This window comes from Actinomadura opuntiae (assembly GCF_030283205.1).
Classification (GTDB): Bacteria; Actinomycetota; Actinomycetes; order Streptosporangiales; family Streptosporangiaceae; genus Spirillospora.
The window spans coordinates 72,054-86,846 of sequence record NZ_JASNWF010000022.1 but is presented as its reverse complement, the minus strand read 5'-3'; the positions used below and the strand labels follow the sequence as shown (position 1 = coordinate 86,846).

At 73.9% G+C, this 14,793-nt stretch carries 12 protein-coding genes; 7 read left to right on the top strand and 5 right to left on the bottom strand.

Features of this window, described 5'->3' with window-relative positions; genetic code table 11:
- The first annotated feature begins 29 nt into the window (after positions 1-29).
- From QP089_RS38035 to QP089_RS38020, 4 genes are read left to right on the top strand one after another with little or no spacing between them, the layout of a single operon-like run.
- Positions 30-917: an NAD-dependent epimerase/dehydratase family protein gene (locus tag QP089_RS38035; RefSeq protein ID WP_285918651.1), complete on the top strand. Its 888-nt coding sequence runs from the start codon at positions 30-32 to the stop codon at positions 915-917.
- Positions 918-927: 10 nt separating this feature from the next.
- Entirely contained in the window at positions 928-2,007 is a 1,080-nt protein-coding gene (locus QP089_RS38030; RefSeq protein WP_285918650.1) for a mandelate racemase/muconate lactonizing enzyme family protein, read from the top strand.
- Positions 1,971-3,908, top strand: coding sequence for a DUF6807 family protein (locus tag QP089_RS38025; RefSeq protein WP_285918648.1), 1,938 nt, complete (start codon positions 1,971-1,973; stop codon positions 3,906-3,908). Before QP089_RS38030 ends, QP089_RS38025 begins: the two co-directional genes overlap by 37 nt.
- A complete protein-coding gene (locus QP089_RS38020; protein ID WP_285918646.1) occupies positions 3,905-6,100 on the top strand; it encodes an aldehyde dehydrogenase family protein in 2,196 nt (731 codons plus the stop codon). Before QP089_RS38025 ends, QP089_RS38020 begins: the two co-directional genes overlap by 4 nt.
- Positions 6,101-6,109: 9 nt before the next feature.
- Here QP089_RS38020 and QP089_RS38015 read toward each other — a convergent pair whose 3' ends face one another.
- Positions 6,110-7,009, bottom strand: coding sequence for a LysR family transcriptional regulator (locus QP089_RS38015; protein ID WP_285918644.1), 900 nt, complete (start codon positions 7,007-7,009; stop codon positions 6,110-6,112).
- A 104-nt stretch (positions 7,010-7,113) separates the two neighbouring features.
- On the opposite strand from QP089_RS38015, the gene QP089_RS38010 reads away from it, so the two are divergent.
- A complete protein-coding gene (locus QP089_RS38010) occupies positions 7,114-7,524 on the top strand; it encodes a tautomerase family protein (RefSeq protein WP_285918643.1) in 411 nt (136 codons plus the stop codon).
- A 67-nt stretch (positions 7,525-7,591) separates the two neighbouring features.
- Here QP089_RS38010 and QP089_RS38005 read toward each other — a convergent pair whose 3' ends face one another.
- Together QP089_RS38005 and QP089_RS38000 are read right to left on the bottom strand one after the other, a co-directional pair.
- Complete coding sequence (locus QP089_RS38005) at positions 7,592-8,329, bottom strand: carbon-nitrogen hydrolase family protein (protein ID WP_285918641.1); 738 nt, start codon at positions 8,327-8,329, stop codon at positions 7,592-7,594.
- A gap of 92 nt (positions 8,330-8,421) precedes the next feature.
- Entirely contained in the window at positions 8,422-11,310 is a 2,889-nt protein-coding gene (locus QP089_RS38000) for an ATP-binding protein (protein ID WP_285918639.1), read from the bottom strand.
- 109 nt (positions 11,311-11,419) lie between these two features.
- Between QP089_RS38000 and QP089_RS37995 the strand changes: the two genes are divergently transcribed.
- Positions 11,420-12,022: a dihydrofolate reductase family protein gene (locus QP089_RS37995; protein WP_285918637.1), complete on the top strand. Its 603-nt coding sequence runs from the start codon at positions 11,420-11,422 to the stop codon at positions 12,020-12,022.
- A gap of 105 nt (positions 12,023-12,127) precedes the next feature.
- Here the strand turns inward: QP089_RS37995 and QP089_RS37990 are convergent, their stop codons facing one another.
- Both QP089_RS37990 and QP089_RS37985 read right to left on the bottom strand, forming a co-directional pair.
- Positions 12,128-12,898, bottom strand: coding sequence for an enoyl-CoA hydratase-related protein (locus QP089_RS37990; protein WP_285918635.1), 771 nt, complete (start codon positions 12,896-12,898; stop codon positions 12,128-12,130).
- Positions 12,895-13,914, bottom strand: a complete 1,020-nt coding sequence (locus tag QP089_RS37985; protein WP_285918633.1) for a phosphotransferase family protein — start codon at positions 13,912-13,914, stop codon at positions 12,895-12,897. Before QP089_RS37985 ends, QP089_RS37990 begins: the two co-directional genes overlap by 4 nt.
- 513 nt (positions 13,915-14,427) lie before the next feature.
- Here QP089_RS37985 and QP089_RS37980 point away from each other — a divergent pair.
- Positions 14,428-14,787: a hypothetical protein gene (locus QP089_RS37980; RefSeq protein WP_285918631.1), complete on the top strand. Its 360-nt coding sequence runs from the start codon at positions 14,428-14,430 to the stop codon at positions 14,785-14,787.
- The last annotated feature ends 6 nt before the right edge of the window (positions 14,788-14,793 follow it).

Genomic DNA, 14,793 nt, shown 5'->3' with positions numbered 1-14,793 from the left:
GTTTGCAGCACCCTCAGGAGGTTCGCGCGGTGAGCAGAGTGCTCGTCACCGGAAGCGCCGGCCGGATGGGCCGCAGCGTCGTCGGCGCGCTGGCGGCGGCCGGACACGAGGTGATCGGCGTCGACACCGCCCCGGGCACGCCCGGGGACGCCGCCGAAACCCTACCGGCCGACCTCACCGATCTCGGCGAGGCCCACTCGGTGCTCGCCCGGTTCCGGCCGGAGGCGGTCGTCCACCTCGCCGCCATCGCGGTGCCGTTCGGCCGGACCGACGCCACGATCTTCCGCGTCAACACCCGGCTCGCGTTCAACGTCTGCGCGGCCTCGGTGGCGCTGGAGGTGCCGAAGCTCGTCATCGCCAGCAGCCCGACGGTGATGGGCTACGGCGCGCCGGGCGGCTGGACCCCCGCCTACCTGCCGCTGGACGAGGAGCACCCGCCCGCCCCCTGGAACGTCTACAGCCTGTCGAAACTGGTCGCCGAGCAGACCATGCAGGCGTTCGCCCGCGGCGGAGCGGGCACGAGGATGGCCGCGGTCCGCCCCTGCTTCGTCGTCGCGCCCGAGGAGTGGGAGGGCGCCCCCACCCAGTCGGGCCACACCCTCCGCGAGCGGCTGGACCGGCCCGACCTCGGCGGCGTCTCGCTGTTCAACTACCTCGACGCCCGGGACGCCGGCGAGTTCGTCGACGCCCTGCTCGCCCGGCTGCCGGAGCTGGAGCGCAACGGCGAGGTGTTCTTCGCCGGCGCCGGCGACGCGCTGGCCCGCGAACCGCTGGCCGAGCTGCTACCCCGCCTGTACCCGGAGACGGCGGAGCAGGCCCGCGCGCTCACCGGCACGTCCCCGGCGTTCTCCTCCGCCAAGGCCGAGCGGCTGCTCGGCTGGTCCGCCAAGCGCAGCTGGCGCACCGAGCTCGCCTGAGGGAGCCCGCATGATCAAGGACCTGTCGGTCGCGCTCCGGTCGGTGCCCCTGGCCAGACCCTGGGGGCCGGACGTGCCGTCCAACCACGTCCTGCTCGTCACGCTCGCGCTGAACGACGGGCGGTCGGGCACCGGCATCTGCTGGACCCCGCAGATCGGGGCCCACGCGGTCAAGGCGCTGCTGGAGCACGAGGTCCGCGACGCGGTGATCGGCCTACCGGCGCATCCCGGCGTGGTGTGGGACCGGCTGTCGGCCCACCTCGCCGAAGCGGGACGGTCCGGGATCGTCCCGATCGCCATGGCCGGCGTCGACCTCGCCCTGTGGGATCTGGAGTGCGGGGAACGGTCGCTCGCGGACGTCCTCGGGCCGCGCCGCGCGAGCGTCCCCGTCTACGGCAGCGGCGTGAACCTGCACTACCCGCTGGACGAGCTGGCCGCGCAGGCCGCGCGGTGGGCCGCCGCCGGATATCCGGCGGTCAAGATCAAGATCGGCCGGCCCTCGCTCGCCGAGGACGTCGCGCGGGTCGCCGCCGTCCGGGACGCCGTCGGCCCGGACACGGCGCTGATGATCGACGCCAACCAGCGCTGGGACCTGCACCGGGCCCGGACCGCGCTGCGCGCGCTGGAGCGCTTCGACCTGTTCTGGATCGAGGAGCCGCTGCCCGCCGACGACCTCGCCGCCCACGTGGAGCTGCGCCGGAGCATCGGCACGCCGATCGCGGTCGGCGAGAACGTCGCCACCGCGCACGGCTTCCGCGACCTGCTGACCGCCGGCGCCTGCGACGTCGTCCAGCCGAACGTGGTCCGGGTCGGCGGCATCACCCCGTTCCTGCGCATCGCCGATCTCGCCCGCGTCTTCGACGTGCCGGTCTTCCCGCACCTGCTCACCGAGCTGTCGGGCCAGCTGGCGCTCGCGCTGCACCATCCCGCGATGGTCGAGCTGGTGGAGGACGCGTCGCTCACCGACCTCGGGCTGCTCGCCGAGCCGTCCCCGGTCGAGGTCGCCGGCGCGGAACTGCGGGCGACGGGCGCGCCGACACGCTGGTCGGCAGGGTGGTCGGCAGGGCCCTCGGCGGGGTGGTCGCGATGAAGCCGGTGCGGATCGTCGTCGCCGGAGTCAACGGCTACGGACGCAATCACCTGGCGAACGTCGGACGGCTGGCGGCGATGGGCCGGGCCGAGCTGGTGGGGGTCTGCGACGTCCGGCCGCCGTCCGGGCTCGGCGTACCCGTCTCGGCTGACCTGCCGGCGCTGATCCGGGAGACCGGCGCGGAGATCGCGGTCATCGCCACCCCGATCCACACCCATGCCCCGCTGGCCGTGGCCGCGCTCGAGGTCGGCGCGCACGTGCTGCTGGAGAAGCCGCCCGCGCCGTCGGTCGAGGAGTTCGCCGCCATCTCCGCCGCGATGGCCGAGACGGGACGGGCCTGCCAGGTCGGCTTCCAGTCGCTCGGCTCGGAGGCGATCCCGGCCGCCCGCGACGTGCTCGGCGAGCCGATCCGCGGCATCGGCGTCGCCGGGGCGTGGACGCGGCCGTTCGGCTACTACACCCGGTCCGCGTGGGCCGGGCACCGCCGGCTGGACGGCGTCGACGTCATGGACGGCGCGCTGACCAACCCGTTCGCCCACGCGGTGGCGACCGCCCTGGCCGTGGCCGGCGCGGACACCGCCGACTCGATCGCCGGGATCGAGCTGGAGCTGCACCGCGCCAACGCCATCGAGTCCGACGACACCTCCAGCGCCCGGCTCCGGCTCGCCGACGGGACGGTCATCGCGATCACCGTCACGCTGTGCTCCGAACGCCTGCGCACCGAGCCCTACCTGCACCTGCACGGCGAGCGGAACTCGGCCCGGCTCTTCTACACCCTCGACGAGATCGAGACCGGCGGGGCCAGGACCGGTTACGGCCGGGCCGACCTGCTCGGCAACCTCATCGCGCACGTGCGGGACGGCGCGGACCTCCTGGTCCCGCTCGCGCGCACCGGCGGCTTCACCCGGCTACTCGACGCGATCCGGCTCGCCCCCGAACCGCGGCCGATCGACCCCCGGTTCATCCGGACCGACCCGTCCCGCCTGGTGCTGCCCGGCATCGAGGACCTGGCCGTGCGGTCGGCTCGCGACCTGAGGACGCTCTCCGAGCTGGACTTTCCGGAGAGCCTCGGGTCGCGGCCGGAGCCGTGGCCCGAACCGGTGCTGCGGGCGGGCGGCCGGGACGTCGCCGTCTACGCCGAACGCGGCGACCTCCAGGCCACCGACGCGCCGCGCCCCCACCTGCACCCCGTCCGCACGCTCGGCGGGACGGTCGTCACCGAGGTCCAGCCGGACGACCACGTCCACCACTTCGGAGCGGGCGTCGCGATCTCCGACGTGGACGGGGCCAACTTCTGGGGCGGCTCGACCTATGTGCGTGGCGAGGGGCCGAAGATGCTGCCCAACCACGGGCGGCAGCGGCGGCGCACGCTGCGTCCCGTCGACGGCGGCTATGCGGAGAGCCTCGACTGGGTGGGACCGGACGGCACCGTCCTGGCCGGCGAGGAGCGCACGCTGACCGCCCGTCCCGTGGAGGGCGGCTGGGCGCTGGACTTCGCGTTCACGCTGACCGGACGGACGGGGCGCCCGCTCGTCCTGCAGAGTTCGGCATGCAAGGGTCGCACCGGCGCTGGCTACGGCGGCTTCTTCTGGCGCGCGCCGAAGGACGCCACCGGCCTGGACGTCTTCACCGCCGAGGCGTCCGGCGAAGAGGCCGTCCACGGCAGCGTCACCCCCTGGCTGGCGCTGACCTCGGACGCGTGGAGCCTGGTGTTCGTCCAGACCGCCGGGCTCGACCCGTGGTTCGTGCGGGTCGCCGAGTATCCGGGCGTCGGCCCCGCGCTGGCGTGGGACGAGCCGCTGACCGTCCCCGGCCGGCTCGAACGCGCGCTCACCGTGGTGGTCGCCGACGGGCGCCTCACCCCGGGCCGGGCCCGCGACCTCGTCGAAGGGATGGCATGACGATCTTCATCGCGGGCGACTCGACCGCCGCCGACTACCCGTCCGGGCAGGCGCCGCAGGCCGGCTGGGGGCAGGCGCTCGCCGCGTTCCTGGACGTCCCGGTCGTCAACGCGGCCTACCCGGGCGCGAGCGTGCGCAGCTCCATCGAGCGGCTCGGCATGCACGAGCGGATCATGTCCGAGATCGGCGCGGACGACGTGCTGCTCATCTGCTTCGGCCACAACGACCGCCGGCACGGCCAGGGCAGGTTCGGCGCCCCCTACGACGGCTACACCTCCGGCCTGCGCCGTTACGTCGAGGACGCCCGGTCGCGGGGCGCCAGCCCGGTGCTGGTGACGCCGGTCGAGCGCCGCGTCCACGACGGGTCGTCCACGCACGGCGAGTACCCGGCGGCGATGAGGACGCTGGCCGCTGAGGAGCGCGTCCCGCTGATCGACCTTCAGGCCGCCAGCGCGCGGCGCTGGCACGAAGTCGGCGCCGACGCCACGAAGGAGCTGTTCCTTTGGCTCGGCCCGCACCCCAACTATCCGCGCGGCAGCGCCGACGACACCCACTTCACCGCGGCGGGCGCGATCGAGGTCGCCCGGCTGCTGCTGGAAGAGGCAGGGCCGCTGCTGCCGCCCGCCGCCCGCATCCCCGCCGACCTGGAATGGAGGACGCCCATGGCCGTCTGGAGCATCGACGCCCGCTCCGGCGAGCGCCGCAAGGACTACGCCACGGCCACGCCGCAGGAGGTCGGCGCGGTCTGCCGCCGCGCCGCCGACCTGCTGCCCGTCCTCGACGAGGCCGGGCCGCGAGGCCGCGCCGCGCTGCTGGACGCGATGGCCGCCGCCCTCGACGCCCGCGCGGCCGCCCTGGTCGCGGCGGCCGACGCCGAGACCGCCCTCGGCGAGGCCCGGCTGACCGGCGAGGTGACCCGCACCAACGGGCAGCTCCGCCTGTTCGCCGAGGTGCTGCGCGAAGGGTCGTTCCTGGACGTCCGCATCGACACCGCCGACCCCGGCGCCGCCCCGCCCAAGCCGGACCTGCGCCGGATGAACGTCCCGCTCGGCGTCGTCGGCGTGTTCTCCGCGTCGAACTTCCCGTTCGCGTTCAGCGTCGGCGGCGGCGACACCGCCAGCGCACTCGCGGCGGGGTGCGCCGTCGTGGTCAAGGCCCACGAGCTGCATCCGGAGACCTCCGTCCTGACGCTCGGCGCGCTGCGCGAGGGCGCCGCTGCTGCGGGCTTCTCCGAGGACGTCGTGCAGCTGGTGCACGGGCGCGAGGCGGGCACGGCCCTCGTCCAGGACGGCAGGGTGAAGGCGATCGGCTTCACCGGCTCGATACGGGGCGGCCGGTTCCTGCACGACCTGGCCATGGCCCGTCCCGAGCCGATCCCGTTCTACGGCGAGCTGGGCAGCCTCAACCCGCTCGTCGTGACGCCGGGCGCGGCGAAGGCCCGCCTGGCGGAGATCGCGGACGGGCTCGCGGCGTCCGCGACGCTCGGCGCCGGGCAGTTCTGCGTCAAGCCCGGCCTCGTCCTCGCGCCCGCCGGCGCCGGCCTCGCCGAGGCGATGGCCGGGCACTTCACGACCCTCGCTCCGCAGACGCTGCTCGGCGACGCCATCCGTACCGCCTTCACCTCCGGCGCCGCCGACCGCGCGTCCATCCCGGGCCTGCGCACCGTCGCGACCGGACGACCAGGCGCGGACCGCGAGGTCGCCGCCCGTCTCATGGCGGGCCCCGTCTCGCTCCTCGGCTCGTCCGAACTGCTCCTGGAGGAATGCTTCGGGCCGATGACGGTCGTCCTGGAGTACACGGGCGAGGAGGACTTGGCCGAGGCCCTCGCCTCCGCCCCCGGCTCCCTCACGGTCACCCTGCACAGCGAGCCCCACGAGGCCGTCCTCGCCGCGCGCCTGGCCTCCGTGGCCCGCGACCGCGCGGGACGCCTGGTGTTCGACGCCTACCCCACGGGCGTCACGGTCGGCTGGGCGCAGCAGCACGGCGGCCCCTATCCCGCCACCACCGCTCCCGCCACGACCTCGGTCGGCACGGCCGCCATCGACCGTTTCCTCCGCCCCGTCACCTACCAGAACTGCCCGCCGCCGCTCCTCCCACCAGCCCTCCGCGACGACAACCCCTGGTACGTGCCCCGGCGCGTCGACGGCACCCTGGTCCTCCCCGAGGCCCCGCCGCCCGGCGACACCCGCTGAGGGGGACGGTCACCCGGCCGCCTGCCGGCGCAGCGCGTCCACCACCGCCCGCGCCGGAGCCGAGAGGGGCCCCGGCATCCGCACCAGGCTGACCCGCCGCACCTCCTCCGCGACGCCCTCGACGTCCACGAACCGCACGCCGGGCGGGACGGCGGGTAGCAGCGCCGGCGGCGCCGTCGTGACGCCCGCACCCGCCGCGACCAGCTGGAACTTCGTCAGCCAGTCGCGCGCGACGTGGCCGACCCGCGGCCGCCCGGGCAGGCCCGGCCACACGCCGAGCAGCGGCTCGCCCGCCCCGGCCGGCGAGGCGATCCACGGCTCCCCGGCGAGCTCCTCGGCACCGACGCGGTCGCGGCCCGCGAAGCGGCCCGCCGCCGGCACCGCCACGGCCAGGCGCGCCTCCAGCAGCGGCTCGGCGTGCAGCGGCGGATCCTCGGTGTCGGGCGACCGGTGCGGCGGACGCGAGGACAGCAGCGCGAGATCGACGGTGCCGGCCCGCAGGGCGCGCACCAGGGACGGGGTCGACCCCTCGCGGGTCGTCACCTGGAGCCGAGGGTCCTCCCGGCGCAGCGCCGCCACGGTCCGGGCCACGATGACCGCTCCCGCGACGGGGAAGAACCCGAGCCGCACGCGGCCGCCGGCGTCCCGCGTCCCGCGCAGGTCGCGGCCGGCCGCGTCCAGGGCGTCCAGGGCGACGACCGCGTGCCGCAGCAGCGTGCGGCCCGGACCCGTCAGCCGCACGCCCCCGGGATGGCGGTCGAAGAGCCGGGCGCCGGACGCCTGCTCCAAGGCGGCCACCTGCCGCGAGACGGCCGACTGCGTGTACCCGAGCGCCTCCGCCGCGGCCGTGAACGTGCCCTGTTCCGCCACCTCGCGCAGCACCCGCAGCCCCGCCAGCGTGAAGTCCATGAGCAAACAGCATATCCAGCATGCCGAACATTCGTTGGCGGAATGCCCTCGGGCGCTCCTAGCGTGGAGGGGCACGCCCGTAAAGCACACGAGGGGAACGACCCATGCCTTTGATCACCATCTGCCTGCGCCGGGGGACCACCCCCGAGTACCGCCGCAACGTCTCCGAGGCGATCCACGCCGCGATGGTCGACGTCCTGAAGATCCCCGAGGACGACCAGTTCCACGTCTTCCACGAGGTCCCGCCCGAGGACCTCGTCGTCCAGCCGGTCGTGTTCGGCCTGCCGCGCGGCGAGCGCACCATGTTCATCTCGCTGTCGTTCAACCGGCGCCCCGCCGAGCAGAAGGCCGAGCTGTTCCGGACGATCGTCGCCAACCTCCGGCGGACCGCCGGGGTCCCCGAGGAGGACGTCCTGCTCGTGGCCTTCGAGACCGCGAGCGAGAACTGGTGGGCCGCCGGCCGCGTCGTCGACCCCGAGACCGGCTACGACGAACGCATGACCGCAGCCGGCTAGCCCGGCGAAGCAGACCCGCGGCGGCGTGGTGGGATTTCGCCAAGCGGTCGACGACCGGCGTGCTGGGTCAGTGGAGAGTCGCGGTCACCACGGCGTCGGGCTCTGCGCCCGCCTGGACGAGCACGTCCCCATCCGGTGCCCAGATGCCGGAGCCGCCGGATGTCTCGCGGTACTCCCCGCTCGGTCCGGCAGCGGTGGACAGGACGACCCAGACGCCGTGCGCGGCGGCCCGGTCCCGCATGTGGCCGTCCCGGCGGGTCGCCTGTTCCCGCCCCGCCCCGTACAGGGTGCCGGCCACGTAAGCGTCGATGGTCAACGCCGCGGTGTCGGCCGCGTGCTGCGGCACCGCGGCGTCTCGGCAGATGGCCAGTCCCAGCCGCCATCCGTCGAGCTCCAGGACTTCCGGTTTCTCGCCGGGAGTGAAGCGGCGGACTTCCTCACCGTGAAGGTGCATCTTCCGATACGCCACCGTCGTACTCTCGCCCGTGATGGCAAGCGTTGCGATGTATTCGCGCCCATCGTCTTCCCGCACCGGAGCGCCCACCAGCGCGATCGCGTCGGCGGCGGCACACGCGGCCCTGAGTGGATCCAACCGCGGGTCGTCCGCGGCCACAGCGGGAGCCGCAAGGTCGTAACCGGTCAGCGACAGCTCCGGGAAGACCACCAGACGCGCACCCGCACGCTGCACCACCCCGGCCTGGCGTTCGGTGTTGAGGGCGACGTCCAGATCGGCACACGCGGGCTGGGCAACGGCGACCATCAAAGATCCACGCACATGGACATCATCCCTGATCGTCAGCGGCACCGCCCCTCAGGGCCACCGCGGGGTGCGCCCGACAACGCTGGCTGGTCGCCCGCCTCAAGACCGTGCGCCTGGCAGGAGCGTTCGTTAGGGGCTCAGCCTGGGGTCTGGTCGTCCAGGAGGCCGGTTTCGCGTGCCTTGGCGGCCGCCTGCGTGCGGGACGCGGCACCCAGCTTGGTGAGGATTCTGGTCACGTGGGTCGCGACGGTGTTCACGGAAATGAACAGCTCGGTGGCGATGTCCTGGTTCGAGCGCCCGCGTGCCAGGAGGCGCAGCACGTCGAGCTCGCGGCGGGTCAGGCCGAAGTCGTTGCCGGACGCGCCGCCGGCGGTGTCGGTGAGGCGTCCGCGGGCCGCGAGGTCGTCGATGCGTGACCGCAGCGGCGCGGCGCCCAGCTCGTCGGCGATGGCGCGCGCCTCGCGCAGCCGGGACCGGGCGCCGGGGCGATTGTTGGACGCGAGCGCCGCGGCCGCGCCCTCTACCAGCAGCACGGCCGTCTCGTAGCGGTTGCCGAGGTCGCGCCAGGCCGCCGCGGCCCCGTCCCAGGCCGGCAGATCGCCGGGTGCCGTCTCCGCGTGGAAGGTGCGGCGCTGCGCGTCCGCCGCCGGGGTGACGGCCCGCAGCGAGCCGAGCAAGCGGGACAGCTCCGCGAGCCGGTCCGCCGTCTCGCAGGCGACCCGCCGGTTCCGCGGCGCCGCCGCGCGCCGAGCCCGCTGCGTCCGTGCCCCGAGCACCGCGAGCCACGCCCTCTCGTGTTCCGGCCAGGCATCCCGCGCCGCCACCAGGTGCTCGCCCACGATCCGGTCGGCCGTCTCCGGGTCGTCCCGGCCGAGCGCGTGCGCGATGCGCAGGAGGGCGATCCAGGACTTGGCCTCGATCGCACCGCGGGTGTGCCAGGCGAACTCGGTCAGCTGGCGCAGCAGCGTCTCGACCCTGTCGGTCTCCCCTCGCCGTTGCGCTATCTCGGCGGCGGTGAAGCGCAGGTACGCGGCGTAGAGCGGGGGCGGCGCCATGGCGAGGGCGTCGCGGACGATCTCCAGCGCCTCGTCCCAGCGTCCCAGCGAGCACAGCGGGAAGGCGCGGGCCGAGGCGAGCATGCTGCCGCGGGACCGGCCCTGGCCGAGCCGCTCGGCGGCCCGCTGCCCGGTGCGGGCGAGACCCGCCGCCTCTTCGTAGCGGCCCGCGGCCGCGAGGGCGGTCGCCTCCCACTGGTAGGTGGTCAGGAAGGTGTGCCAATCCTCCGCCGCCTCCGCGGTGCGGCGGGCCTCGGCGAAAGCGCGGCCCGCCTCCTCCAGGTCGCCGGACGCGCCGTGCAGTGACGCCAGGACGAGCAGTGCCGGTGCGCGCAGGGCGTCGTCGCCGAGCCGCCCGGCGATGTCCAGGGCCTCCGTCGCGTGCCGCCGGGCGCCGTCCGAACGGTTGGCCATGAACTCGGCGAACGCCAGCGCGGACAGCAGGCGGCTGCGCAGCGGATCCGCCGACCCGGGCGGCACCAGCGCGACCGCGCGCTGGAGATCGTCGAGTCCGCCGCCGTCGAGACGGCTCTGCAACCGGCCGCGCAGGCCGAGCAGGCGTGCCACCCGCTCCGGCCGGGCGGCCGGGCCGAGCTCCTCCAGCGCGGCGGTGCCGTATGCCACGCCCGCCGCGGATTTTCCCGCGGCGAACGCCGCCGTGGCCGCACGCTCCAGCACGGCCGCACGGTCGGCGCCGATGAGCTCGAACGGCGCCGGCACCTTCGCCCATTGCTCCACGACCAGCTCCAGCAGATGGAGCTGCTCGTCGTAGGCGTTCTGCCGCGCGGCGCGGTCGGCCGCGTGCCACGCGGCGGGCAGCGCCCGCTCGAACTCGCCCGCCGCCGTCCAGTGGTCGGCCAGGGCCATGCCGCCCTCGGTGCCGCCGCCGGTGCGTTCGGCCAGCACGGCGGCGTACCGAGCGTGCATGGACCGCCTGCGAGTCGGTGGCAGCGCGTCGTAGACCGTCTCGCGGATGAGGTCGTGCCGGATCGCGTACCCGTTCTCCCACGCCACCGCCAGCTCGCGCCCGGTCAGCTCGTCGAGGGCGGCCTGGAGCCGGCGGCCGGACCCGCCGGCGACCTCGCGGACCAGGTCGTCGGGCAGTTCGGTGCCCGCGACCGCCATCACCTCCAACGCCTCGCGGGCCGGGTCCGGCAGGTCGGTGATCCGGGTCAGCAGCAGGGTCCTCAGGTCGCCGGGCGGCGCCTCGCTCGCGCTGCTCAGCGCCTCGACGAACAGCGGGTTCCCACCGCTGCGCCGGTGGACCCGGACGCTGCGCGCCGGATCGGGCGGCCGCCCGTCCACGGCCGCCAGCAGCGCGGCGACGTGCCGGTGCTTCAGCGGGCCGAGGGCGATGCGCTCCACCGCGCCGCTGCGGCCCAGCTCCGCCAGTACCCGGCGGTTCGGATGCCCGGCGGCCGGCTCGCCGGTGCGGACGGTGCCGACCATCATCACGGCGGCGCGGGCCAGATTGCGGGCCAGGTAGGCGAACAGCTCGCGGCTCGACGCGTCCGCCCAGTGCAGGTCCTCGATCACCACCACCGCGGGCCGGGCCTCCGCCACCCGGCCCAGCAGCGTCAGCATCTCCTCCAGCAGCCTGGTCGGCCCGTACCGCGCCGGCGCGGGGCCCAGATCCGGCAGCCAGTCGCCGAGCGCGGCACCGCCCGGCGGCAGCAGCGCCGCCACCCGTTCGCGCCCGAACCGGCGCACCAGATCGCGCAGGACGGCGACGAACGGCACGTACGGGGCACCCTCCGAGCCGAGCTCCAGGCACCCGCCGGACAGCACCAGCGGATCGCCGGGCAGCTCGCGCAACGCACCGGCGACCAGCCGTGACTTGCCGATGCCCGCCTCACCGGAGACCAGGACGGTCCCCGGGCGGCCCGCCCGGGCCCGCTCGTAGGCCTCCCGCAGCGCGGCGATCTCGTCGTCCCGCCCGACCAGCACCGGGCTGACGACCGAACCCGTCATCGCCGCCCCCTTCAAGGCCGGACCGAATGTCACCAACTCTGACGACGACAGCCTGCCACCGGAGCCGCCACCGTGAACGGGTGATCCGCACGACGAAGGGAACCATCCGATGACCGGACACAACGCCCGCCGCACCGTCACCGCCAACATCACGCTGTCCCTGGACGGCCGCGTCAGCGGCCCGGGCGGCGAGTACGACATGAGCTGGATCGTGCCGCACGCCACCACCTCCAGGTCCCGCGACCACATGGTGGCGGTCACCGGCGCGGCGACCACCGCCCTGCTCGGCCGCAAGACCTACGAGGGCTTCGCCGGATTCTGGCCCGCCGTCGCCGACGACGAGAGCGCCGCCCCCCAGGACCGGGAGTTCTCCCGCTGGCTCAACGCGGTCGAGAAGGTCGTCTTCTCCACCACCCTGGAGACGGCCGCCTGGGACAACGCGCGCATCGCCGGCACCGACCCGGCCACGGCGGTCAAGCAGCTGCGCGAGCAGGAGGGCGGCGACATCATCGTCCTGGCCAGCACCAGCGTGATCCGCAGCCTTCTGGAGGCGGGAGAAGTGGACCGGCTGAGCATCACGCTGTGCCCCGAACTCGTCGGCGGCGGAGCCCGGCTGTTCACCGACGGCCCGTCCGCCTCGTGGACGCTGACCTCCAGCGACGTCACAGAAAGCGGCGCGATCTGCCTCCTCTACGACCGCATCGCGGACTGAACCCGATCCGGAGCTCGCGACGGGCCGAACGGCCGTCTGCTCATGGAGTCCCCTGTTGTCACGAGCAGACGGTCACGCCCCTAACGCCAGGCGGCGCCCGTTCGGTCAGCGCCCTTTCCAGACCGGCTTTCGCTTTTCCATGAAGGCGGTGGCGCCTTCCTTGGCGTCCTCGCTGGAGAACACCGACTTCTGCAGTTCCTTGTTGCGTTCGGCCGCCCGCGCGGAGTCGGTGACGCCGAGCCGCACCAGTTCCTTGACCGCCGCGAGCCCCAGCGGCGCGTTCTCGGCGATTCGTGCGGCGAGGCCGAGGGCGGCGTCCAGGACTTTCTCCGGTGGTGTGACGGCGTTGACCAGGCCGAGCTCATAGGCGCGGGGGGCGTCGACGGGATCGCCGGTCATCGCCATCTCAAGGGCGACCGCCAGGGGGATACGGGTGCCGATGGCGGTGCCGCCACCGGCCGGATACAGGCCCCGCTTCACCTCGGGCAGGCCGAACTTGGCGTTCTCGGAGGCCACGACGACGTCGCAGCCGAGCAGCAGTTCCAGGCCGCCGCCGACCGCGGTCCCGTTGGCGGCCCCGACCATGGGCACGCTGACCTCGCCTTGCAGCAGGCGGTCGAACCCGGCCTTGCCCTCGGCCGAGACGGTACCGGTGCCACCGGCTGCGAACTCGCGCAGATCCATGCCGGAACAGAAAATGTGGTCGCCGGCGGCCGTCAGCACGACGGCCCGGATCCGCGGGTCGTTCTCGGCGTCGGACATCGCATGCCCGATTCCGTCGATCAGTGCCTCGTTGAGGGCGTTGCGCGCCTCGGGACGGTTCAGCCGGAGGATCAGCACCGCGCCGTACTGCTCTTTTATCAGTTCGTCGCTCATGAGGCGTATCTGCTCGATTCCGCGAGTTCGGCGGCGTCTTTCATCAGGTCGAGGACGATGGGGCCGAAGGCCAGCAGTTTCTCATCGTCGCCTGCGCGTTGGTAGCCCTGTTCCAGGACCACGCCCAGTTTCCATTTGGCGAGGACGAGGTAATAGTCGATGTCGTCGACCTGGCGGCCGGATACCTCGGCGTAGTGGGCCAGGAGCCGGTCGCGGGACGGCATCCCGCGCAGGTCGACGTAGCTGGCCTCGGACGCCTCGGGCGCGGCGGTGTCCTGCGGCCAGCTCTGGATCATCCATGCCAGGTCGAGCTTGGGGTCGCCGACGGTGCCCATCTCCCAGTCGACGATGGCGGCCAGCCGGGCCGGCGCGCCGTCCCGGAACATCACGTTGGCGAACTGGTAGTCGCCGTGCATGATGCCGGGCACGTAGTCCAGCGGACGGTGGGCGCGCAGCCACGCCGCGGCGACGTCGAAGCCGGGGAGTTCGCGGCCCTTGATCCGCTCCAGGAAGCGCGTCCAGCGGTCGACCTGGCGCTCGTGGAAGCCCTCGGGACGGCCCAGGTCGTGCAGGCCCTTGGCCTTCCAGCCGACTCTGGACAACAGCGCGATGCCCTCGGCGAGCTGGTAGCCCAGACCGGCGCGGGCCCGCAGGTCGGTGTCGAAGGGGGCGGGCCAGGCCGTCCGGCCCATGGGGGACCAGCCGTCGACGAATCCCATGAGGTAGAAGGGTCGGCCGAGCACCGAGGCGTCCCGGCACACCGCGATCGCCTTGGTGTGCGGTACGTCGGTGCCGTCCAGCGCCTCGACGATGCGCCACTCACGCAAAATGCCCTTGTCGCGGTCCGCGGGCGCCTCCGGTGGCGGGATCCGGATGACGCACCGCTCCTCGCCCCGGACCACCTCGTGGATCTCGTTCTGCGTGCCGCCCGACAGCAGCCGGTGCTCGATCGGAGCGCCCTTGCCGGGCAGTCCGGCCTCGTCCATCCAGACGGCGAGCCGTTGAAAGTCGATCACAGGTTCCCCACCTCGCACTCGATGCGACCGGCAAGCGCAGGCCGCGGATCCCCTCCCATAGCACCCTCCTCTCGCAGACGAGAATAGCATTCTCAAATCACAGAACACAGTTCTGATCTTGGCGGCGGATGCCCGTGCAGCTCGGCGACCAGCTCCCCCTCAGCACCGCCCCCACCGGCCCCGAGACGACACCGGACGCACTGACCTCAGCGCTCGACTCACCGGCGGTCAGGGGCGCAGTCCTGGAGGGAGTCCTTGACCCGCTGACGGCGGCGTCCAGGCGCGGGTCGGCTCCGGCAGCCCGGCCGACCTCGGTGAAGAACGCCTCGACAGTTTGCGGCTCGCGGATCAGATCAGCTACGCACCCGGCTGCTTTGCCTGGCGCCGGTTCCTCATGGCGCCGGACGGCGAGGCCGCGCCTTGTGCTGCGCCCACTAACGCAGCGCCGGTCGCGTGACCGATGCCGGGGACCGCGTACATCACCGAGCGCGCCGCTGCATGCGCGCGACACCGGTGTCCAGACGCACCTCGCGCCGGAAAGCGGAGTTCCGAGCCGCCGACATCGTCATCGGCGCCCTGCTGGAGGCCGGGCTGCAGGGCCGCCAAGCGGCATCCTGCTACCGATCGCTGGTGGAGGTCGCCCTGTCCTACTCGGCCCTGGAAGCCAGCGTCCTCGCCCTCGACCCCCACGCCTTCGAAGTCGAGCATCAGGCACGGTCGCGGGAATACCGTGCGCTGCCGGCAGACCGCTACCCGAACGTCGCCGCCGTCGCCGACCACCTGGCCGACGTCAACGCCGGGGACCAGTTCGAGGGCACCTGGTGTCGACGGCTGCCTCGTCGTACTTGGCGGCCAACTCGCACAGAGTGGTGACATCGC

Coding starts and splice junctions, on each gene's coding strand:
- QP089_RS38030 (WP_285918650.1), top strand. CDS start 928: ATGATCAAGGACCTGTCGGTCGCGCTCCGGTCGGTGCCCCTGGCCAGA.
- QP089_RS38020 (WP_285918646.1), top strand. CDS start 3,905: ATGACGATCTTCATCGCGGGCGACTCGACCGCCGCCGACTACCCGTCC.
- QP089_RS38015 (WP_285918644.1), bottom strand. CDS start 7,009: ATGGACTTCACGCTGGCGGGGCTGCGGGTGCTGCGCGAGGTGGCGGAA.
- QP089_RS38010 (WP_285918643.1), top strand. CDS start 7,114: ATGCCTTTGATCACCATCTGCCTGCGCCGGGGGACCACCCCCGAGTAC.
- QP089_RS38000 (WP_285918639.1), bottom strand. CDS start 11,310: ATGACGGGTTCGGTCGTCAGCCCGGTGCTGGTCGGGCGGGACGACGAG.
- QP089_RS37995 (WP_285918637.1), top strand. CDS start 11,420: ATGACCGGACACAACGCCCGCCGCACCGTCACCGCCAACATCACGCTG.
- QP089_RS37990 (WP_285918635.1), bottom strand. CDS start 12,898: ATGAGCGACGAACTGATAAAAGAGCAGTACGGCGCGGTGCTGATCCTC.